The sequence below is a fragment of the Streptomyces sp. NPDC058632 genome (assembly GCF_042717095.1).
Taxonomy (GTDB): Bacteria; Actinomycetota; Actinomycetes; order Streptomycetales; family Streptomycetaceae; genus Streptomyces.
In genome coordinates, this window is the sequence record NZ_JBHXQZ010000073.1 from 21,560 (window position 1) to 41,672 (window position 20,113).

Annotated in this window: 17 protein-coding genes, 1 rRNA gene, 1 pseudogene and 1 riboswitch; of the genes and pseudogenes, 3 read left to right on the forward strand and 16 right to left on the reverse strand. The window is 68.9% G+C overall.

The window, feature by feature from the left end; all coding sequences use genetic code 11:
* Nucleotides 1-365: 365 nt before the first annotated feature.
* From ACFWVE_RS25105 to ACFWVE_RS25115, 3 genes are all read right to left on the reverse strand, one after another.
* Nucleotides 366-1,112 carry an SDR family oxidoreductase gene (locus ACFWVE_RS25105; RefSeq protein WP_384018074.1) on the reverse strand — a complete coding sequence of 249 codons (747 nt, stop codon included), beginning with the start codon at nt 1,110-1,112 and terminating at the stop codon, nt 366-368.
* A 69-nt stretch (nt 1,113-1,181) separates the two neighbouring features.
* Nucleotides 1,182-2,252, reverse strand: coding sequence for an aldo/keto reductase (locus ACFWVE_RS25110; protein WP_384018077.1), 1,071 nt, complete (start codon nt 2,250-2,252; stop codon nt 1,182-1,184).
* A gap of 71 nt (nt 2,253-2,323) precedes the next feature.
* Nucleotides 2,324-3,049 carry an SDR family oxidoreductase gene (locus ACFWVE_RS25115; protein WP_384018080.1) on the reverse strand — a complete coding sequence of 242 codons (726 nt, stop codon included), beginning with the start codon at nt 3,047-3,049 and terminating at the stop codon, nt 2,324-2,326.
* Between the two features lie 139 nt (nt 3,050-3,188).
* Here ACFWVE_RS25115 and ACFWVE_RS25120 point away from each other — a divergent pair, with 139 nt between their 5' ends.
* The gene (locus tag ACFWVE_RS25120) at nt 3,189-3,752 is read left to right on the forward strand and encodes a TetR/AcrR family transcriptional regulator (RefSeq protein WP_384018083.1); all 564 of its coding nucleotides are present in this window, start codon (nt 3,189-3,191) and stop codon (nt 3,750-3,752) included.
* Nucleotides 3,753-3,934: 182 nt separating this feature from the next.
* Here ACFWVE_RS25120 and ACFWVE_RS25125 read toward each other — a convergent pair whose 3' ends face one another.
* Nucleotides 3,935-4,705 (reverse strand): site-specific recombinase, encoded by a 771-nt coding sequence (locus ACFWVE_RS25125; RefSeq protein ID WP_384018085.1) that lies wholly within the window; start codon nt 4,703-4,705, stop codon nt 3,935-3,937.
* A 457-nt stretch (nt 4,706-5,162) separates the two neighbouring features.
* Here ACFWVE_RS25125 and ACFWVE_RS25130 point away from each other — a divergent pair, with 457 nt between their 5' ends.
* Nucleotides 5,163-5,558 (forward strand): molybdopterin-binding protein, encoded by a 396-nt coding sequence (locus ACFWVE_RS25130; RefSeq protein ID WP_384018088.1) that lies wholly within the window; start codon nt 5,163-5,165, stop codon nt 5,556-5,558.
* Between the two features lie 151 nt (nt 5,559-5,709).
* Here the strand turns inward: ACFWVE_RS25130 and gcvP are convergent, their stop codons facing one another.
* The gene (gene gcvP / locus ACFWVE_RS25135; protein WP_384018090.1) at nt 5,710-8,595 is read right to left on the reverse strand and encodes an aminomethyl-transferring glycine dehydrogenase; all 2,886 of its coding nucleotides are present in this window, start codon (nt 8,593-8,595) and stop codon (nt 5,710-5,712) included.
* A gap of 171 nt (nt 8,596-8,766) precedes the next feature.
* Nucleotides 8,767-8,863, reverse strand: a riboswitch (glycine riboswitch).
* A 120-nt stretch (nt 8,864-8,983) separates the two neighbouring features.
* On the opposite strand from gcvP, the gene ACFWVE_RS25140 reads away from it, so the two are divergent.
* A complete protein-coding gene (locus ACFWVE_RS25140) occupies nt 8,984-9,358 on the forward strand; it encodes a PRC-barrel domain-containing protein (RefSeq protein WP_257851476.1) in 375 nt (124 codons plus the stop codon).
* A gap of 219 nt (nt 9,359-9,577) precedes the next feature.
* Here the strand turns inward: ACFWVE_RS25140 and ACFWVE_RS25145 are convergent.
* From ACFWVE_RS25145 to rrf, 11 genes and pseudogenes are all read right to left on the reverse strand, one after another.
* Nucleotides 9,578-10,948: pseudogene (locus tag ACFWVE_RS25145) on the reverse strand (DNA polymerase IV); the annotation flags it as partial.
* Nucleotides 10,949-11,058: 110 nt separating this feature from the next.
* Nucleotides 11,059-11,745 carry a MerR family transcriptional regulator gene (locus ACFWVE_RS25150; RefSeq protein ID WP_384018093.1) on the reverse strand — a complete coding sequence of 229 codons (687 nt, stop codon included), beginning with the start codon at nt 11,743-11,745 and terminating at the stop codon, nt 11,059-11,061.
* Nucleotides 11,746-11,963: 218 nt separating this feature from the next.
* On the reverse strand, nt 11,964-12,437 hold the full coding sequence (locus ACFWVE_RS25155; RefSeq protein ID WP_003988851.1) for a bifunctional nuclease family protein: 474 nt from the start codon (nt 12,435-12,437) through the stop codon (nt 11,964-11,966).
* A gap of 88 nt (nt 12,438-12,525) precedes the next feature.
* Nucleotides 12,526-13,269 (reverse strand): MerR family transcriptional regulator, encoded by a 744-nt coding sequence (locus tag ACFWVE_RS25160; RefSeq protein ID WP_384018095.1) that lies wholly within the window; start codon nt 13,267-13,269, stop codon nt 12,526-12,528.
* A gap of 46 nt (nt 13,270-13,315) precedes the next feature.
* Complete coding sequence (locus ACFWVE_RS25165) at nt 13,316-14,263, reverse strand: FHA domain-containing protein (RefSeq protein WP_384018098.1); 948 nt, start codon at nt 14,261-14,263, stop codon at nt 13,316-13,318.
* A 61-nt stretch (nt 14,264-14,324) separates the two neighbouring features.
* Nucleotides 14,325-15,275: a DUF881 domain-containing protein gene (locus ACFWVE_RS25170; protein WP_384018108.1), complete on the reverse strand. Its 951-nt coding sequence runs from the start codon at nt 15,273-15,275 to the stop codon at nt 14,325-14,327.
* A gap of 53 nt (nt 15,276-15,328) precedes the next feature.
* The gene (locus tag ACFWVE_RS25175; RefSeq protein ID WP_030808725.1) at nt 15,329-15,661 is read right to left on the reverse strand and encodes a small basic family protein; all 333 of its coding nucleotides are present in this window, start codon (nt 15,659-15,661) and stop codon (nt 15,329-15,331) included.
* Nucleotides 15,658-16,506 carry a DUF881 domain-containing protein gene (locus ACFWVE_RS25180; RefSeq protein WP_384018102.1) on the reverse strand — a complete coding sequence of 283 codons (849 nt, stop codon included), beginning with the start codon at nt 16,504-16,506 and terminating at the stop codon, nt 15,658-15,660. Before ACFWVE_RS25180 ends, ACFWVE_RS25175 begins: the two co-directional genes overlap by 4 nt.
* A gap of 182 nt (nt 16,507-16,688) precedes the next feature.
* Nucleotides 16,689-19,184, reverse strand: coding sequence for a sugar phosphate nucleotidyltransferase (locus ACFWVE_RS25185; protein WP_384018105.1), 2,496 nt, complete (start codon nt 19,182-19,184; stop codon nt 16,689-16,691).
* 114 nt (nt 19,185-19,298) lie between these two features.
* A complete protein-coding gene (locus ACFWVE_RS25190) occupies nt 19,299-19,907 on the reverse strand; it encodes a CDP-alcohol phosphatidyltransferase family protein (RefSeq protein ID WP_384018111.1) in 609 nt (202 codons plus the stop codon).
* Between the two features lie 111 nt (nt 19,908-20,018).
* Nucleotides 20,019-20,113, reverse strand: a 5S ribosomal RNA gene (gene rrf, locus ACFWVE_RS25195); the annotation flags it as partial.

Sequence of the window (20,113 nt, forward strand, 5' to 3'; positions counted from 1 at the left end):
GGGCGGATGCGCCGCTGAGCCTGCGTCCTCTCACCGTCGGTGGCATGACGACGCGCGGAGAAGGTCGCCGAGGACCTCACCGTGAGGACTCGCAGCGTCACCCCAGAGGAAGCCGAGGCGGTGTGGGGCCCTTCGGCGACCTCATCATGGCCGCTTCCCGCCGCATCTGTGCCGTCAGCGCGCAGGAACTGGGCCGGCAATCCCGAGCACCGCGACATGCTCGCCATGAACGGTGACCAGCGTCTGCGTGATCAGTTCTGCTGAGCGCACGAAGAGACCTCCGTATGGTCCCTGGACGGTCATGGTGGAAGTCTCTCGGTCGGTCGTAGCGGGCCGTACGCCCGTGGCGGGACGGCAGGGCGAGTTCAGAGCTGGGTTTCGCCGCCGTCCACGGCCAGCTCGATGCCGGTGGTGTACGTGGCGTCGAAGGCGAGGAATGCGGCCGCCTTGGCGAACTCCTCGACCGTGCCGTAACGCCCCATGGGGTTGCTCGCGGTCCGCTCCGCCCTGAACTGTTCGGCGGCCTCTTCGGACAAGTTCATCCTTTCCAGAATCCCCGAGTCGATGGGACCCGGGCTGATCGCGTTGACACGAACACCTCGCGGAAGCAGTTCGCGGGAGAAGGTGCGGGCCATCGAGCGCAGCGCCGCTTTGCCGGCCGCGTAGACGCTGGTGTCCACCAAGCCGATGACGTTCGCGATCGAGGTGGTGAGGACGACGCCGGCGTCCGCGCTCAGCAGCGGGGCGAGCTTCTGCAGAGTGAAGAAGGCGCCTTTGACGTTGATCGCGAACAGTTCGTCGTATGCCTCCTCGGTCGTCGACTCCAGGGGCGTCAGGGCGGAGATTCCGGCGTTGACGAACAGAGCCTCGATCGAGCCGAGCTCGCTCTTCACACGGTCGGCGAGCGTGTCCAGGTCGGACAGTGAGGCCACATCGCTCCGGACGGCCACGGCATTCTCGCCGAGCCGCTTGCGCGCCGCGTCGAGCGTCTCCTGAGACCGGCCGGTGATCACCACGCGGGCTCCGCCTCGCACCAGCAGCTCCGCTACCGCGAGCCCCATGCCGCTGCTGCCACCCGTGATCACCACATTCTTGTCGCTGTACTTACCCATGCCGAGGTTGCTCCGTTCCATCATCGAAAACGTGGCGATATGTCTGGATGTCGCGGTTCGTGAAGTGAATCAGCGGCGGTTTTCGATCTTCATGTCGCCTGTGGTGACCGTGCGGATGTGGTCGCTGGCGAGCAGGCCGTGCGGATTGCCGAGGTCGATGGCGCTGACCTCGTCGAGGCGGGCCAGCTGGGAAGGAGCGAGGTCGACCTGCAGGGCGCCCAGGTTGTCTTCCAGTTGCGCGATGGTGCGGGCGCCGATGATGGGTGCCGTTACGCCCGGGGAGTGCAGGTTCCAGGCCAGGGCGACCTGGGCAGGTGTGTGGCCCAGCTCCGAGGCCACCTCCTTCACCACATCGGCGATGGCAAGATTACGGTCGGTGACCCATCCCAGGGCGGCGTTGAGGTTCTTGCGGTTGCTGGCGGTTTCGCCGGCAACCGGGCCCACCGGGTTCTGGTCCTCCCTGCTGTACTTGCCGGTGAGCACCCCGCCGCCCAGCGGGGAGAAGGAGACCACACCCAGCCCCATCTCGCGTGCCATGGGGATCAGGTCACGCTCCCCGGTACGGTCGATCAGGCTGTACTCCATCTCCAGTGCGACCAGCGGCGACCAGCCACGCAGGTCGGCGATCGCCTGCATGCGCGACACCTGCCAGGCAGGGGCGCTGGAGATCCCCACATACAGAACCTTGCCCTGCCTCACCAGGTCGTCCAGGCCGCGCAGGATCTCCTCCACCGGCGTCCTGAAGTCCCATACATTCAGATAGAGCAGATCGATGTAGTCCGTGTTCAGCTGCCGCAGACTGGCTTCCACCGACGCCAGCATGCTCTTGCGGTGCGCACCCCCGGAATTGGGGTCACCGGGCTGGCGCAGCGTCGAGTACTTCGTCGCCAGCACCATTTTGGGGCGGTTGGTGCGGGTGAACTCGCCCAGCAGTCGCTCGGAACTGCCGTTGGTGTAGGTGCTGGCGGTGTCGAAGAAGTTGCCGCCGAGCTCGGTGTAGCGATCGAAGAGCTTGCGCGCCTCCTCGCGCTCGGCGCCCCAGCCCCAGTCGTTGCCGAAGGTGGCCGCGCCCAGCGCCAGCGGTGAGACCCGCAGCCCGGAACGGCCCAGCAGCCGGTAGGTGTCGAGGGTGAGTGGCATCGCGTTCTCCTGTAGTTGTGGTGCGTGGCGTTCGAGAGGTGCGGGCCGGTTGACCGGCAAGTGTCCGTATGTCAGGCGCCGAGCCCGTAGCCACCGGCCACGGCGACGTCCTGACCGGTGATATAGCTGGCGGCGTCCGAGGCGAGGAAGGCGACTACTTCCGCAACCTCCTGGCTGGATCCGAAGCGCTCGAAGGGGATCTTCGCGCGCATGGCGTCCCGGCCGCTCTGGGGCACTCCCAGCTTGTCGAACAGTGGGGTGTCGGTGGCCCCGGGGCTCACGGCGTTGACGCGAATTCCGCGCGGAGCCAGTTCGAGCGCGAGCGAGGGCAGCATCGCCAACAGCGCGCCGCGTGTCGCCGCCCCCACTGTGGCGCCAGGGCTGCCGCGACGGGATCCGATGCCCACGGTCAGGACGATCGAGCTGCCGTCGTTCATGAGGGGAAGGGCTTTTTGGAGGGTGAAGTACTGGCCCTTGAAGTTGAGGTCGGCGTGCTCGTCGAACGATTTCTCCGTCACATCGGCTACCGGTGCCGGACGGAATATCCCGGCGTTGAGGAAGAGCAGGTCCAGTGACCCGAACCGCGCCGACACCGCTGACATCAGAGCGTCGGTGTCGGAGAGCACGCGCGCATCGGATCGGACGACGAGCACGTTGTCGGGGAGCTCGGACCGTGCCCGTGCGAGGGAATCAGGATTCTGTCCGGTGACCGCGACCTGGTAGCCGCGGGCGTGCAGCAGCTCGGCCGTCGCTCTACCGATCCCGGTCGTCCCCCCGGTGATGAGCGCTGTAGGCATGGCAGACCTTTCGTCGCTGAAGCAGTGGGCGAGACCACTTCACAATCGGGGAACTCCCCGGTTGTCTCACCGTACACTGAACCGGGGACATCCCCAATTCGCTCCCGAGCCTCATCCGACACTCACGATCGCGAAGGTCATGACACCTCCACGCAGCACCCTGCGCGCCGACGCGCAGCGCAACCGCGAGCAGCTGATCGTCACGGCCGCCGAAGCCTTCGCCTCCGGACGCGCGATCTCGCTGGATGCGATCGCCAAGCGCGCGGGAGTAGGGAACGCCACCCTGTACCGGCACTTCCCCACCCGAGAGGATCTGGTCGAAGAGGTCTACCGGGACCAGATCCGCCCCTTGCGCGAAGACGCGCGCACCCTGCTGGCTACCGAGCCGCCCGCACAGGCCCTCCACGCGTGGATGCTCCGATTCGCCGACTGGGCCGGCGAACGACGCGGCATCTGCGAGGCCCTGGTCGCCATGAGCGCTTCCGGCCGCTTCGGCACCGGACCGGTCTGTGACGAGGTCCAGCAGGTCCTGGCGATGGTGCTCAAGGCCGGCGCCACAGCAGGAGAACTGCGCAGCGACATCGACCCGACCGACGTAGGCGGCATCCTCGCCGGTTTGCTTTCCGTAGCCGGCGCACCCGAGCAGCGCCCCCAACTAAACCGCATGCTGGACGTCGTCGTCGACGGACTCAGGCCCCGCTAAGCGATACGCCAGCGGTTCGGCGAGGCGTCGGCCTATGCCGGACGACATGGCTGCTGCCGCGGCGGTCGTGGTACCCCAGACCTTGGTGAGGACCCACGGGATGGTCGCCTGCGTTCGGCTCGTCCCCCGCACCGCGACGACGCCCGAAACGGCTCGTCAGGTGCTCCTGCCGTCCTGGCCGCTCAAGAGCCTGGCCGTTCTCCTGGGGCGGGGGCTTGATTCTCGGCTCGGCTGGTGACGAACAGCGGCCCGCGTTTGCGGCCGGCGATGAGGCGCGGCAGCAGCTGGGCGGTGCCGGACTGCCAGTGGATCCACTCCGTCGCCCCACCCTTTGCGATGATCTTCCCGCGCTTGTCCGCCGGACACAGGTCCTCGCCGTTCAGGCACAGCACCTCATCGGCGCGGGCTGCCGATTCGTAGAGCATCCTCCAGAACGTCTTCTCCCGCAGGGAGACGTCCAGGCACCACAGGGAGGTGATCTGGTTCTCGGCCAGGGCCTTGGTGCGGTCCGGCGGCGCCGGCCGCCGCTCGATGCCGGTCGTCGCATCGCCTTCGATCCATCCCTGCCTCTGCCACCAGCCGATCGCCCTGCGCGCGATGGACAGCTCCCGGTTGACGGTGCCGGCGTCCATTTCGTCCGCCCGCGCGGCGGCCGGCTCGGCCGGCACCTCCGGCAGCGCCGGGTCGTCGATCGCGGCGAGGGGGAAGACGGGCGGCTTCGCTCCTCGGCGGGCCGGGCCGGTCGGCGCGGGCTCGCCGGCGAGCATCCATCCCCACGTCGTCAGCGAGATCCGGTAGATCCGCGCGGAGGACTTCGCGATGCCCGCGCCGGTGAGGTACCGCTCGACCGCCGCGGTGTACGACGCGGGCGGGGCGGACAGGGGTACCACCCGGGCGCGCGGCATCCAGAGCGCGCTCCCGCTCCCGGGTTCGGTCACTGGTTCGATCGTCACGCCCGCTCCGCCCTCCCGACGCTGCCGCAGTAAATGCGTACACCTCGCCCCGGCGGGCGAAACGGCCCGCCGCAGGTCGCGATGATCGCGATAGAGGTCCGCCGCAGTGAATCCGGTATTTACCGCAGCACCACCCTGGCGGGCCGTCAGGTGACAGAAGTCTGATAAGCCGACCTCGAAGCGGAACCGGCGCTATCGCCAACCGCTGTACCGCCGCCTCTCGCGCCAGATCCAGCTCCGAACGTCACACAGCGCTACACGTCCGTTCGCCGTAGTCATACGAGAACAGGGCCGTGCAGTCGGAGCCGGCCCACGGCCCGGGCAGTCCGACGGGGTTGCCGGAGAGCTGGTCGGTGGACTTGGATCCGACGAACCTGACGCTCGGAGGGCGCCGGGGCCGCTCCCTCTCATCGCCCCCGCCCCGTCCGGCTCCACCGCCCGCCCTATCGTGATCGGCATGCAGTCCTACACGATCGGCCAGGCAGCGCGTCTGCTCGGCGTCAGCCCGGACACCGCCCGCCGTTGGGCGGACGCGGGCCGGGTCACCACCCACCGCGACGAAGGCGGACGGCGGCTCATCGACGGGCAGGACCTGGCGGCGTTCTCGGTCGACCTCGCGAAGGCCGGCGCGACCGAGGAGGGCACGCCGTACACCTCGACGCGCAACGCCTTTCCCGGCATCGTCACCGCGATCAAGCTCGGAGACGTGGCCGCCCAGGTCGAGATCCAGGCAGGCCCGCACCGGCTGGTCTCGCTGCTGACCCGCGAGGCCGTCGAGGAACTGGGGCTGGAGGTCGGCATGGAGGCCACAGCCCGAGTGAAGTCGACAAACGTCCATATCGACCGCGTCTGACACGCGGGAGCAGTCCCGGTCCCACCCAGACCCTGCTCTGACCCCACAGGGCAGGTCGGAGGTACGGCGAAGGGCCCCGCCCGGCCACCTGGCCGAAACAGGGCCCTTCCACTCCCCGGTAGGGGGTTCTCCCGCAGGTTCTCCCGCCGCGTCAGTCCTCGTACGCCTCGAGCGGCGGGCAGGAGCACACCAGGTTGCGGTCGCCGAAGGCCTGGTCGACACGGCGGACCGGCGGCCAGTACTTGTCTGCGGTGCTCACGCCGGTCGGGAAGACGGCTTCCTGACGGCTGTACGCGTGCTCCCACTCCCCGCCGAGCGCGGCGGCGGTGTGCGGGGCGTTGCGCAGGGGGTTGTCGTCCGCGGGCCACTCACCGGAGCCGACCTTTTCTATCTCCGCGCGAATCGCGATCATCGTCTCGCAGAACCGGTCGAGTTCGGCCAGGTCCTCGGACTCGGTCGGCTCGATCATCAGCGTCCCGGCCACGGGGAACGACATCGTCGGCGCGTGGAAGCCGTAGTCGATCAGCCGCTTGGCCACGTCGTCCACGCTCACGCCGGTCGCCTTGGTCAGGGGTCGCAGGTCGATGATGCACTCGTGCGCGACCAGCCCGCCGGGACCGGTGTACAGCACCGGGTAGTGCGGCTCGAGGCGCTTGGCGATGTAGTTGGCGCTGAGTACCGCCACCTGGGTGGCCCGCTTGAGCCCCTCGCCGCCCATCAGCCGGACGTACGCCCACGAGATGGGGAGGATACCCGCGGAGCCCCACGGTGCCGCCGAGATGGGCCCGATCCCGGTCTCCGGCCCGGCCTCGGGCTGCAGCGGGTGGCTGGGCAGGTACGGCGCCAAGTGCGCCCGCACGCCGACCGGGCCGACGCCGGGACCGCCGCCGCCGTGCGGGATGCAGAAGGTCTTGTGCAGGTTCAGGTGCGAGACGTCCCCGCCGAAGTGTCCGGGCTTGGCCAGCCCGACCAGCGCGTTGAGGTTCGCGCCGTCCACGTACACCTGGCCGCCGGCCTCGTGCACGGCCGCGCAGATGTCGGCGACATGCTCCTCGAACACACCGTGCGTGGAGGGATAGGTGATCATCAGCACCGACAGCTCGTCGCGGTACCGCTCGATCTTCGCGCGCAGGTCGTCGACATCGACCTCGCCGTCCTCGGCGGTCTTCACGACGACGACCTTCATACCGGCCATGACGGCGCTGGCGGCGTTGGTTCCGTGCGCGGAGGACGGGATGAGACAGACGGTGCGCTGCTCGTCACCGTTGGCCCGGTGGTAGCCGCGTACGGCGAGCAGCCCGGCCAGTTCGCCCTGGGAGCCCGCGTTGGGCTGGAGGCTCACCCTGTCGTAGCCGGTGACCTCCGCGAGCCGGTCCTCCAGCTCGTGGATGAGGGTGAGGTAACCCTCGGCCTGTCCGGCCGGCGCGAAGGGATGCAGCTGCCCGAACTCGGGCCAGGTGATGGGCTCCATCTCCGCGGTCGCGTTGAGCTTCATGGTGCAGGAGCCCAGCGGGATCATCCCGCGGTCCAGCGCGTAGTCGCGGTCGGCGAGCCTGCGCAGGTAGCGCAGCATCGCGGTCTCGGAGCGGTGCTGGTGGAAGACGGGGTGCGTCAGGTACTCGTCGGTGCGCAGCAGGGCGCCGGGGAGGGTGTTCCGCGCGGCCGCGTCCAGGGACTCGACGTCACCCTCGACGCCGAAGGCGCTCCACACGGCGGCGAGCCGGTCGCGCGTGGTGGTCTCGTCGCAGGCGATCGAGACGAGGTCGGCGTCGACGAGGTGCAGGTTGACGCCGTTGTCCCGGGCGGCGGCCACGACCTCGGCGGCCCGCCCCGGGACCCGTACGGTCAGCGTGTCGAAGTAGGCGCCGTGGACGATCTCCACGCCACCGGCCCGCAGCCCTTCGGCGAGGACCGTCGCGTAGCGGTGGGTGCGCCACGCGATGGTCCGCAGCCCCTCGGGGCCGTGGTACACGGCGTACATGCCGGCCATGACGGCGAGCAGCACCTGGGCGGTACAGATGTTGCTGGTGGCCTTCTCACGGCGGATGTGCTGTTCACGGGTCTGGAGGGCGAGCCGGTAGGCCTTGTGCCCGTCCGCGTCGACGGAGACACCGACGAGCCGGCCGGGCAGACTGCGCGCCATCTTCTCCTGTACGGCCATGTATCCGGCGTGCGGTCCGCCGAAGCCCATCGGCACGCCGAAGCGCTGCGTCGTGCCGACGGCGATGTCCGCGCCGAGTTCGCCGGGGGACGTCAGGAGCGTGAGGGCGAGCAGATCGGCGGCAACGGTGACGAGCGCGCCCAGCTCGTGCGCCTGGTCGATCACCGGCTTGATGTCGCGCACGGCACCGGAGGCGCCCGGGTACTGGATCAGCACGCCGTTGATCTCCCGCTCGGCCACCTCGGCGGGGATGCCCTCGCCCAGGTCGGCGACAACGACCTCGACACCGGCCGGCTCGGCCCGGGTCTCGATGACGGCGACGGTCTGCGGCAGCGCGTCCGCGTCGACCAGGAACAGGCCCTTCTTGTTCTTGCCCATGCGCCGCGACAGCGCCATCGCCTCGGCGGCAGCGGTGCCCTCGTCGAGCAGGGAGGCCCCGGAGGTCGGCAGGCCGGTGAGCTCGGCGACCACGGTCTGGAAGTTCAGCAGCGCCTCGAGCCGCCCCTGCGAGATCTCCGGCTGGTACGGCGTGTACGCCGTGTACCAGGCGGGGTTCTCCATCACGTTCCGCAGGATGACGGGCGGCGTGAAGGTCCCGTAGTACCCCAGCCCGATCATGGAGCCGAGCACCTCGTTGCGGTCGGCCAGCGATCGCAGTTCGGCCAGCACTTCGGGCTCGGTCCGGGCACCCGGCAGGTCCAGCGCGTCGGCGTTCTTGATCACATCCGGGACCGCGGCGGCCGTCAGCTCGTCGAGCGAGCCGTAACCGACCTGCGCGAGCATCTTGGCGCGGGCCTCGTGGTCGGGGCCGATGTGACGCTGCTCGAAGGGTGTTCCCTGTTCGAGCTCGGAAAGGGGGGTGCGATGGGTGGTCATGTGCGGAGGCCTCCTGGTCTGACGACCTTCGAGGGGCACCATGACGGGTGCCCGGACGGCCTCCCCCTCTGTCATCTCAACCTGAGAGTTTCACCAACCGCCCGGGGCAGCCGGCTTTCACCGTCGGTGAGAGCGGAAGCCGTCGACACCCGCTCTGCTTTCCAGAGTGACCTCGTCCATGCGGTACGTGGGCCTGAGAGATTCCGGGGAGGATTTGCTCCTTCGGCGCCCTCCGATGGTGCCTGGAGGACTCTCCCGCACGGGGTCAGCAGCCGCTGCCAGCGTACCAGCGAGGGCGGGAGCCGGAGGTTCGAGTGGCCGTCGGGCCGATTCTGCCGTTTTGTAGTGCTGACGAGTGATGTGCGCAATTGCGACCAGTGGAGGGCCCGTGCAGACCGACATCGATCCGCGCAACCTGATCGGCCGCAAGGCGTTCGACCGCAACGGCACCCGGATCGGCACGATCGACGAGGTGTATCTCGACGACGCCACCGGCGTGCCGGAGTGGGCGGCGATACGCACCGGTCTGTTCAGCCGGGACGCCTTCGTCCCCCTGGAGCCGAGCGAGCTGATCGACGGCGGCCTCCACATCCCCTTCGAACGCGCCCTGATCAAGGACGCCCCCGACTTCGGCGTGGGCCGTCATCTCTCCCCGGAGCAGGAACTCCAGCTCTACCACCACTACGGCCTGGACATCGCCGCCCCTCCTCCGCTCCCGGACCACGACTTCGGCAAACTCGCAGGCAGCGACGACTCCGCCTGACGTCCTCCGTCCCCCCATGTGCCGTTGCTGTCCCGCCGTCCGGCCTCTGAGGGCACAGCCCGCACGGTCCTCGTCCCTGTTCCACCTCCAGGGCAGCCCCGTGCCCTACCCTCCCGAGGGCCCTGGATCCGAGACACCCGCCGCTCCCGCACCAGCCGCCGCCTCTTGGCTGCCCCGGGCCTCCCGGCCGCCCTCACCGTCCCGGCCCTCCTTGCCGCTCGGGCCGTCCGCGCTCTCCCTGTCGTCCCCAGGTCTTCGCTCCAGCAACGGCAGCGGGTCCACGGGGTGCAGGGCAGGGTCGTCGGTCCGGAAGGTCCGCACCCGCCCCGGCGCCGACCCGGGCGTCTCGAACCGCACGGTGACCCGCCCCAGGCCGCTGCCCTGGACCCACCCGTGGCCGTACTCACGGTGCCGTACGTCGTGCCCGGCCGGCCAGCGCCGTTCGGCGCCCGCCTGCTGCCGTTCCGAGGGCGCGGCCGCCTCCGCCCCCTCGCCCAGCAGCTCCTTCTCCCTCTCCCCCGCCGCCTGCGCGAACAGGTCCTCCTGCGTGTAGTCCGCGAGCCCGCTGACCCCCACGCCCAGCAGCCGCACACCGCCCGTCGTGTCGACCGAGTCCAACAGCCGCGCCGCCGCCTCGCGCACCACCGCCGGATCGTCCGTGGGCCCCCGCAGGGTCTCGGAGCGGGTGAGCGTCGAGAAGTCGTACCGGCGCACCTTCAGCACGATGGTCCGACCCGACAGTCCCGCCGCCCTCAGCCGGCGCACACAGCGGTCGGCGAGGCGCTGGACCTCCACCCCGACCCGCACCCGGTCGTGGATGTCCACGTCGTAGGTGTCCTCGACCGACACCGACTTCGTCTCCCGCTCGGCCACCACGGATCGTTCGTCCCGCGCCAGGGACATGGCGTGCAGGGCGTGTCCGTGCGCCTTGCCGAGCAGACGTACCAGTTCGGCCTCCCCTGCCTCGGCAAGTTCCCCGACCGTGTGGATCCCGGCACGCCGCAGGTGGTCACCGGTGGCCGGACCGACACCCGGCAGAGTCCGGACCGACAGCGGCGCCAGCAGGGCCCGCTCGGTCCCGGGCTCGATCAGCACCAGGCCGTCCGGCTTGGCCTGCTCCGAGGCGATCTTCGCCAGCATCTTGGAGGCCGCCAGGCCCACCGATCCGGTGAGCCCCGTGACCGCCCGGATGTCCGCGCGCAGCTTCGCCCCGGCCAGCCGCGCGGACCGTTCGTCCCAGGCCGCCCCGCCGGCCTCCAGATCCACGAACGCCTCGTCGAGGCTCAACGGCTCCACCAGCGGTGACAGCGCCCGCAGCAGCCCCATCACCTGGTCGCTGATCGACCGGTACAACGCGAAGCGGGGCACCAGATACGCCGCGTTCGGCGCGAGCCGCCGCGCCTGCGCCATGGGCAGCGCGGAATGGACCCCGAAGAGCCGGGCCTCGTACGAGGCGGTGGCGACCACACCGCGCGGTCCGAGCCCGCCCACGACCACGGCCTTCCCGCGCAGGCTCGGCTTGGACGCCTGCTCCACCGAGGCGAAGAAGGCATCCATGTCGAGGTGCAGGACGGTGGGCGCGGATCTCACATCCCCGATGCTGCCCTACGCCACTGACAACGCCCCACCCCGCCTGCCGCCGGCCGTCCCCACCGCACGGACAGCGCAGTCGGGGCGGACCACTCGTGCGGCGCAGCGGCTCATACGGCGCGGTTGCGCCGTCTTGCCAGCTCGTCCGCCGGGTTGGGGCCGATCAGTGTCTCTCCGGTGTCGATACGCTCCCCGTGCAGCTGCGAGAGCGCGCTCTCGACGTCCCGCCACACCACTCCCACGGCGATCCCGAAGATTCCCTGGCCGCCCTGGAGCAGGGCATGGACCTCATCGGGTGTGGAGCACTCGTAGACCGTGGCGCCGTCGCTCATCAGCGTCATGCGCTCCAGGTCGTGGAAGCCCCCCTCCCGCAGATGCCGGACGGTGGTCCGGATGTTCTGCAGCGAGACACCGGTGTCCAGGAACCGCTTGACGATCTTCAGGACGACAACGTCCCGGAAGCTGTACAGCCGCTGTGTCCCCGAGCCATGGGCGGGCCGCACACTGGGCTCGACCAGTCCCGTGCGGGCCCAGTAGTCCAGTTGCCGGTAGGTGATGCCGGCGGCCGCGCAGGCCGTGGGGCCGCGGTAGCCGATCTCCTCGGACGCCATGGACGTCGTCGCCCCTCCACTGCTCGGCACGGCCGCCGGTCGCTGCGGAGCAGGATCGGCCGAGCTGCCGTGATGGGCATACGCCCCGCTCGCGCGGAGCTGAGAGCCTGGGGGAGGGTACGGACCGCTCGCCCCGAGACCATGTCCGGGAGCACCCCCAGCCGTACCGTCGCCGGTGCTTCTCACGCCGACCTCCGTCCTTGACCTGCCTCCTCGACGGTAGGCAGTCACCAAGGGTGCGTCAACGATCGCCACACTCGGCACGCCGAGTGATAATCACCCTAAGAGTGGTTTCCCGTGCCCCGCCGCGGGGAAAGGCTAGCCGAATGCCCTCCGTGCGGGCCGGGTGAGGCTCTCACGCACCGCGGCTCCGAGCGGCATTCCGGCGGAACGGCCGGCGCCTCTCACTGGCTGCTGGAGCCGAAATCCTCCGGCGAGATCTGGTCGAGGAACTCGCGGAACTTCTCCACCTCGTCCTCCTGCTCGTCCGGGATGGCGATCCCCGCGTCGTCGAGCACCGTGTCGCTGCCGTAGATCGGCGTACCGGTACGCAGCGCCAGCGCTATGGCGTCGGACGGCCGGGCACTCACCTCGACACCGCTGGCGAAGACCAGCTCCGCGTAGAAGACCCCCTCACGCAGGTCTGTGATGCGCACTTCCGTGAGCTCCTGGCCGACGGCTTCCAGCACGTCCTTGAAGAGGTCGTGGGTCAGCGGGCGCGCTGGAGCCATGCCCTGCTGGGCGAAGGCGATGGCCGTCGCCTCCCCCGGTCCGATCCAGATGGGGAGGTACCGGTCGCCTCCCACTTCGCGCAGCAGCACGATCGGTTGGTTCGAGGGCATTTCGACCCGGACACCTACGACATCGAGCTCGTTCACACAGCAACCCTAGGCCGTGCCCGGGACGTTTGGGTAGTCGGGCCCGGATCGGGCGGCCGATCCGGCCCTCCGCGCCCCGCACTCGTCCTCATGACAGCCGCACCCCGAGCGCCGAGCTCACCAGCGCGGCGTGGAGCTTCGCCGTGAGGCCCGCGAGCTCCTTCGTGCGCGCCTGTGCGTGCGCCCTGGTCTGCGGGTTGCGGTGACGCTTGAGCGGAGCGACGACCTGGTCGACCAGCCCGGCCTCCCGGTCGGCGGCGGCCTTCATCGCCCTCAGATGCCGCGGCTCGATCCCGAACCGCCCCAGCTCGGTGATGAGGCCGGCGACGGTGACCGCCTCGGCGTCGTAGACCTCGTCCTCGACCGGCGCGAGCAGCCCGTACGACTCCCACTCCGCGAGCTGACGCTGGTCGACGCCGGCCGCCGCCAGCAACTGCGCCCGCCCGATCCGGGCCGCTGTGGCGGGCGGGTCGGCAAACGGCTCGGGGCCCGCTTCCCCGTCCTTCTGCCGGGACAGCGCGGGAAGCGGGACGGCCTCGCCGCGCTCCATGGCGTCCAGGTGCTCGCGGATCACCTTGAGCGGCAGATAGTGGTCCCGCTGCATCCTCAGGACATGGCCGAGACGCTCCAGGTCCCCGGCGCTGAACTTGCGGTACCCCGAGGGGGTCCGCTGCGGCTCGATGAGCCCCTCCGACTCCAGGAAACGGATCTTGGAGATGGTGACTTCGGGGAATTCCTCGCGCAGCACGTTCAGCACTGTGCCGATGCTCATCAGTCCAGTTTCCGCGGCGGCGGTACCGTGCCCGGCACCGCCGCTCGGTGTATGAAGCATGGACCTTCCCTGGGGTCAGGGTGCCCCGGACGGAGTCCGGGGAGGGTCAGTAGCCCCGCTGGCTCGCGTAGAAGACCAGCCGGTACTTGCCGATCTGCACCTCGTCACCGTTCGACAGACCGACCTGGTCGATCCGCTCGCGGTTGACGTACGTGCCGTTCAGGCTGCCCACGTCGGCCACCGTGAACGAACCGTCCTGGCTGCGGCGGAACTCCACGTGCCGACGGGAGACCGTCACGTCGTCCAGGAAGATGTCGCTCTGCGGGTGGCGGCCGGCCGTGGTCAGATCGCCGTCCAGCAGGAAACGGCTGCCCGAGTTCGGCCCGCGGCGCACCACCAGGAGCGCGGAACCCATCGGCAGCGCGTCGACGGCCGCCTGCGCCTCCGGGGACAGCGCCGGGACCTGCGTCTGGCCGGTGACCTCGGCGTCGTACGCCTCGAGACCGGAGATGGAGATGGTGGACGTCGTCTCGGAGGGACGCTCCGGGACGGCTCCGGGCCTGAGCGGGGCGCCGCAGTTCGAACAGAAGCGGCTGTTCTCCGCGTTGCGGTTACCGCATCTCGTACACACCAAGGCCGACATGGACGGATCCTCCTGCCCACCGGGGGCCCGGGACGGGTACGGGGCGGAGAACCCTCCACCTGTACCTGAGGCCGACGGTTGCCCGAAACCTATGCCGCTCGACTGCGCAGGGTCAACCGACGGCGCGCCCTGGCCTCCCGCGACGTCCTCGCCGGGAGCTCCGGCCTGATCCCGGTACAGCGGACGCGACGCCTCCGCGTCGGGCTGTGCGCGATGACGAGCGGTCGCATTGCCGCGGCCTTCTCGCGCGCTCTTGCCGAACAACTTCCCAAACAACTTCACGGGCGATTCCCCTTGACCGAAACAGACCCGCCCGTGGGGCAGGACGAACCCTGACTGAACACACTGGCCGACCCGGACATCCTCACAACGTCCGTATCCACCAGACAGTTTCCACCACGCACCACCCATTCGGTGCGCCGACCCCCCGCAACCTCTTGCCCTTGCCGGTCGCCCTCCATGCACCCCCGGTTCACTGCGAGGACGACCGAGCGTAGCCAGGCTGCTTCGCCGGTCGCAAGGCATCCACGACGATCTTGGTCGACCTCTCCACCGAGGCGGTGGCCTGTTCCTTCTCGAGAGTCTGCACCACTCCTCCAGGGATGTTGAGCGCCGGCTCGAGGTCCTGCGGCTTGCCGATGACCTTGAAACGATAGGGCGCGGTGATCTTGTTCCCGTCGACGCTCACTCCGTCACCGGAATCCGACAGGTAGGTGCCCGCCACGACCCGTATGCCGTTCACCTGAATGGCCTCGGCGCCCGCCGCGCGCAGTTCCTGGACCGCGTCGAGCAGCATGTTCGACTCGACCATCCCCTTCGGGTCCTCGACGACCAACGTGATGCCGGGACCCTGTGCGGCCACCGTGCCCGCCAGAATGCCGAGTTGGCGTTCCCTCTCCAGCGTCTGCCGACGAGCCTCCTCGGCCTGGTCCGAGCTGTTCTCGAGCTCGTCGCGCTGCTCCTCGAGTCCCTGCTTCTCGTCCTCAAGACGCTCTGTGCGGTCGTCGAGTTCATCGAGGATGCGGACGAGATCCTCCTGGCGGGCACCACGCAGGGCACTGTCGCCCTCGCTGTTCGAGGCCACCTGGACGGCCAGGCCGAAGCCCAGGCCGAACAGCAGGAGAGCGACGACGAGTTGGGCCCGGGTGATCCGAGGCGGCCACAGGCTGTTCACCAGCCGCTGCCGTCCGGACAGACCGGATCCGTGCCGTTCCGGCGGCTCCGCCCCCTCCGTGGAGGCGGACTCCGCGGCCCTGCTCACGCCTACGGGCACCTCGTCGGGCAGTTCCTTCCGGAGCCCTCCGCCGGATGCCGCAGCGGGACGCGGCGCGGGAGCAGGGCGCGGTGCCGAGGCGGGGTGGGACCGGGACGCCCGGTGGGCTCCGGTGGCCGCGCGGGGTCCGGCCTGCGGCTCGGGCGTCATCCTGCCGTCCTGACGGGGTTGCTCGTGCTCGTGGTCCTGATCGCTCATCGGTCTCACGCCCGGAACACGTGCCGGCGGATCGCCGCGGCGTTGGAGAAGATCCGGATGCCGAGGACGACCACCACACCCGTGGACAGCTGGGCACCTACACCCAACTCGTCACCGAGGAAGACGATCAGCGCGGCGACGACCACGTTCGACAGGAACGACACCACGAAGACCTTGTCGTCGAAGATGCCGTCGAGCATGGCCCGCAGCCCGCCGAAGACGGCGTCGAGCGCCGCCACGACGGCGATCGGCAGGTACGGCTCGACGACCGCCGGGACCTCGGGCCTGACCAACAGGCCGGCCACGACTCCCACGACGAGGCCCAGTACGGCGATCACGATGTGCCTTCCTCAGGTGCGTTATCGGTTATCGGTTGTGCGGTTCGTACGATCACACTCGGTGCGGCGGGCAGCCGGAGGTCGTCCTCCACCGAGAGAGCGGTACGGATGCCGTAGTTCTCCTGCAGGGCATGCAGGTACAGCCCGTCCGAGCTGTTCTGGAACCGGCTGCTCAGCTCCTGGCCGTCCCCCACGGCGAAGACCGTGTACGGCGGTACCAGCGGCCTGTTGTCGACCAGTATCGCGTCCCCCGCGGCCCTGATCGCAGAAAGAGCGGTCAGCCTCTGCCCGTTGATGGAGATCGCCTCGGCGCCGGACTCCCACAGGCCGTTGACCACGCGCTGCATGTCCCGGTCGCGGACCCGCCCGGTGTCGGAGAACCCTGTGGTCGACCGGGCGTCGCCGTCCCCGCCGGTGCTCGTGTCCTTGGCGTCGTTCACCACGAGCTTCACGCCGGGGCCGTGCACCGCGACGGCGCCCGCCAGGATGCCCACCACATCGGTGCGGTCGCTCTCACCGCTCTGCCTGAGCGCCTCGCGCTGCCGCGCGCTCACGTCGGCACGGAGGGCGTCGACGCCGTCCTCGAGTTTGTCCGCCGCCTCGGTCTCCCGGTCGATCCTCTCGATCAGCTCCTCGCGCTCCTTGGCGACGACGGGAGCCTCCACTCTGGCCTGCGCGGCTCCGACGGTCACCACCAGGGCCGTGAGCACCAGACCGCCGGCGAGCCCCAGTTTCGCCCTGAGGGTCTTCGGCATACCTCCGTCACCATCGGCCTGCTTCCGCGCGGCAGCCTCGGCGTATCCCTCGTCGAGGCTGTGGTCCATCACGTTGGTGATCAACGACATGGACGCGTCCGGACGCGGTAGCCGCTGGGGTGCGCTCCGAACAGGGGGTTGCTGCGGCATGCCGCACATCGTCGCATGCCGCGGTCGCTACCTCCGAACGGGCCCACAGGCGTGCCGGACAGGCCCCGTTGGGGACGCCTGTCCGGCACACACCCGTACCGCTCGTCCGACGCTCCTTCCGGCTACCGTCCGGCGCTGTCCACGACCGATGCCCACTCGTCGAGCAGAGCCTGGGCAGAGGCGTCGTCGGGGCCCTCGGCCCACAGGTGGGTGACCGCCTCGGCCGGATCGGGCAGCACCATCACCCAGCGGCCGTCGGTCTCCACCACACGCACCCCGTCGGTGGTGTCCACGAAGCGGTCGCCGGCCTCCTCGACGACCCGCCGCATCACGAGCCCCTTGACCGCCCACGGGGTCGCCAGGTCACGCTTGATCACGTGTGCACGTGGGATGCGCGCATCGATCTGGCTGAGCGTGAGCTGCGTCCTCGCCACCAGACCGATGAGCCGGACGAAGGCCGCAGTGCCGTCGTAGACCCTGCTGAACTCCGGAACGATGAAACCTCCCTTGCCGTCACCGCCGAAGATCGTGCCCTCCTCACCGCCCACGCGGGTCAGGTCGTCGGGCGAGGTGGTCGTCCATTCCACCTGGGTGCCGTGGTAGGCCGCCACCTGCTCGGCGATCCTGGTGGTGGTCACCGGAAGCGCGACCCGGCCACTGCGCCGCTCGGCCGCGATGAGGTCGAGCAGGACGAGCAGCGCCCGGTCGTCCTCGATGATCCTCCCCTTCTCGTCGACGAGGGAGAGCCGCTCACCGACCGGGTCGAACCGCACACCGAACGCGGCACCGGAGGACGCCACCATCTCGCCGAGCCGCACCAGCCCCGAACGCCGGACATCCGCCGTCTCGGTCGGCCTGGACTCGTTGAGCCCCGGGTTGATGGTCAGCGAGTCCACTCCGAGCTTGCCGAGCAGACTTGGCAGCACGAGCCCCGCGCTGCCGTTCGACGCGTCCACGACCACCTTCAGCCCGGACTCCGCGATTCCCGTGATGTCGACGTTCCGCAGCAGCGAGCCGGTGTACGAGTCGAAGACGCTCGCCGGGAAGTGCAGGTCACCGATCTCGCCCGGGAACGCGCGTCGGTACTCCTGCCGCGCGAACACCCGGTCCAGTTTGCGCTGGCTGCCCTGCGAGAGGTCGGCGCCCTGCTCGTCGAAGAACATGATGTCGACGGAGTCCGGCACGCCGAGGGTGGTCCGGATCATGATGCCGCCCGCGCTGCCCCGCGCGGTCTGCTGCCGGGCCACGGGCAGCGGTACGTTCTCCAAATCCCGTACGTCGATGGCGCTGGCCTGCAACGCGGAGATGACCGCACGCTTCAGGGCACGGGCACCACGGGAATGGTCTCGGGCCGTGGTGACCGTCGATCCCTTCTTCAGCGTCGTCGCATAGGCGCCGGCCAGCCGAACGGCGAGTTCCGGCGTGATCTCGACGTTCAGGATTCCCGACACCCCACGGGCCCCGAAAAGGTGTGCCTGTCCTCTGGACTCCCAGATGACCGAGGTGTTGACGAACGCGCCCGCCTCGATCGTCTTGAACGGATACACCCGCACGTTGCCCTGAACAATCGATTCCTCACCGATCAGGCACTCGTCGCCGATGACGGCGCCGTCCTCGATCCGCGCCGCGCGCATGACGTCGGTGTTCCTGCCGAGCACACATCCCCGCAGGTTGCTGTGCGGCCCGACGTACACGTTGTCGTGCACGACGGCCTTATGCAGGAAGGCCCCGCTTTTCACGACGACGTTGGAGCCCACCACCGTGTGCTCACGAATTTCGGCGCCGGCTTCGACCTTGGCGTAGTCACCGATGTAGAGCGGCCCGCGCAGCACGGCATCGGGATGTACTTCGGCTCCCTCCGCGACCCATACGCCCGGGGAGATCTCGAAGCCGTCGATGTCGACGTCGACCTTGCGCTCGAGGACATCGGCCTGAGCCTTCACGTAGCTCTCGTGCGTGCCGACATCCTCCCAGTAGCCCTCGGCGATGAAGCCGTAGACGGGCTTGCCTTCCTTCATCAGCTGCGGGAAGACATCCCCGGACCAGTCGACGGGTACGTCGGCCTCGACATAGTCGAAGACCTCTGGCTCCATGACGTAGATGCCGGTGTTCACCGTGTCGGAGAAGACCTGACCCCAGGTCGGCTTCTCCAGGAAGCGCTCGACCTTGCCTTCCTCGTCCACGATGGTGATACCGAATTCCAGCGGATTGGGCACCCGGGTCAGACAGACCGTGACCAGTGCACCCTTCTCCTTGTGGAAATTGATCAGCTCGGTGAGATCGAAATCCGTCAGCGCGTCACCGGAGATGACGAGAAAGGCATCGTCCTTCAGTGCCTCCTCGGCGTTCTTGACGCTTCCTGCAGTACCGAGTGGCTTCTCCTCATTGGCATAGGTGAGCTCCATCCCGAGCTCTTCGCCGTCACCGAAATAGTTCTTGACGAGCGACGCCAGGAACTGGACAGTCACAACGGTTTCGTTGAGCCCATGCCTTTTGAGCAGCCGCAGAACGTGCTCCATGATCGGCTGATTGACTACCGGCAGGAGCGGCTTGGGCATGCTTGAGGTCATGGGACGAAGGCGCGTGCCTTCGCCCCCGGCCATCACGACGGCCTTCATGTCGGAAGCGTCCTCCTCATAAGATGACGGTCTAGCCGACTTCCCTCACCAAGATTGTCCCGCATTTTTCCACTGCGGGCCATCGCGCGACGTTGCGCGTGCCACTCAGCGAGGTCAACCGGCCATGGCGTCCGCACGAACCAGGCGGCGGACCTGCACCACGTAGAGGACTCCTGCCCACCAATAGAGCGTTGTACCCCATCCGGCGAACGCCCATCCGAAAATAGCAGCGAGTGACGAGATCCAGCCGTTTCCGTCACTGAGCAGGAGCAACGGGAAGGCACACATCAGGTTGAAGGTGGCTGCCTTCCCAAGGAAGTTCACCTGTGGTGGCGGGTAGCCGTGGCGCCGGAGGATACCCACCATCACCAGCAGAACCAGCTCACGGGCCAGCAGTACGGCCGTCAACCAAAGCGGAAGAATCTCGCGCCAGGTGAGCCCGACAAGGGTCGAAAGAATGTAGAGCCGGTCCGCCGCGGGATCCAGAAGCCGGCCGAGGCTGCTGATCTGGTTCCATCGCCGCGCGAGCTTGCCGTCCAGATAATCACTGACACCGCTCAGGGCGAGCACCAGGAGTGCCCAGCCGTCACTTTTCGGGCCGCCGAACTCCGGCCTGAGGATCAACCACAGGAAGAGGGGCACGCCGAGAAGTCGCGCCATGCTGAGGATGTTCGGGATGGTGAGGACACGGTCCGTCTGGACGCGAGTCTCCTGGACCTCCACCCGGGGACCTCCTGTGGGAAACGTGCCGATGATGCTCACTGACCTTACCTCAAAGCAAAAAAGCTCTGGCTCTCGGGCTGCGTGCCCAAGAGCCAGAGCTCTATAAGAATAGTTCGGCGGCGTCCTACTCTCCCACAGGGTCCCCCCTGCAGTACCATCGGCGCGGTAGGGCTTAGCTTCCGGGTTCGGAATGTGACCGGGCGTTT

Coding starts and splice junctions, on each gene's coding strand:
- ACFWVE_RS25170 (WP_384018108.1), bottom strand. CDS start 15,275: ATGACGCCCGAGCCGCAGGCCGGACCCCGCGCGGCCACCGGAGCCCAC.
- ACFWVE_RS25120 (WP_384018083.1), top strand. CDS start 3,189: ATGACACCTCCACGCAGCACCCTGCGCGCCGACGCGCAGCGCAACCGC.
- ACFWVE_RS25130 (WP_384018088.1), top strand. CDS start 5,163: ATGCAGTCCTACACGATCGGCCAGGCAGCGCGTCTGCTCGGCGTCAGC.
- ACFWVE_RS25160 (WP_384018095.1), bottom strand. CDS start 13,269: ATGCTTCATACACCGAGCGGCGGTGCCGGGCACGGTACCGCCGCCGCG.
- ACFWVE_RS25110 (WP_384018077.1), bottom strand. CDS start 2,252: ATGCCACTCACCCTCGACACCTACCGGCTGCTGGGCCGTTCCGGGCTG.
- ACFWVE_RS25115 (WP_384018080.1), bottom strand. CDS start 3,049: ATGCCTACAGCGCTCATCACCGGGGGGACGACCGGGATCGGTAGAGCG.
- ACFWVE_RS25180 (WP_384018102.1), bottom strand. CDS start 16,506: ATGTCGTTGATCACCAACGTGATGGACCACAGCCTCGACGAGGGATAC.
- gcvP (WP_384018090.1), bottom strand. CDS start 8,595: ATGACCACCCATCGCACCCCCCTTTCCGAGCTCGAACAGGGAACACCC.
- ACFWVE_RS25185 (WP_384018105.1), bottom strand. CDS start 19,184: ATGAAGGCCGTCGTGATGGCCGGGGGCGAAGGCACGCGCCTTCGTCCC.
- ACFWVE_RS25165 (WP_384018098.1), bottom strand. CDS start 14,263: ATGGGTGGTGCGTGGTGGAAACTGTCTGGTGGATACGGACGTTGTGAG.
- ACFWVE_RS25105 (WP_384018074.1), bottom strand. CDS start 1,112: ATGGGTAAGTACAGCGACAAGAATGTGGTGATCACGGGTGGCAGCAGC.